Origin of the sequence: Paraclostridium sordellii, assembly GCF_000953675.1 — a bacterium.
Lineage (GTDB): Bacteria > Bacillota > Clostridia > Peptostreptococcales > Peptostreptococcaceae > Paraclostridium > Paraclostridium sordellii.
On sequence record NZ_LN679998.1, the window covers coordinates 3,390,319 to 3,390,576 of the forward strand.

Consider the following 258-nt stretch of genomic DNA (forward strand, 5'->3'; position numbering starts at 1 on the left):
GCAACATCATTAAATATGAGAAGTGGACCATCAACAGGGAATAGTGTAATAGGAAGCTTAAAGAATAACGAAAAAGTAGAAGTAATATCAGAAAGTAATGGATGGTCAAAAATAAAATACAATGGAAAAGAAGGCTACGTATCAAGTACATACTTAAAAGATAGTAATGAAGGTGGAAACTCTAAACCAAATGAGACTCCAAAGCCTAATCCAAATGTTGAAACAAAAACAAAAGTAGTGGTAGCAACATCATTAAAT

The 258-nt window shown here is 31.8% G+C and carries 1 protein-coding gene; it reads left to right on the forward strand.

The features are described from left to right. Nucleotides 1–258 (forward strand): SH3 domain-containing protein (locus tag ATCC9714_RS16690; protein WP_208872225.1); only part of this gene is annotated, 258 nt, incomplete at both ends.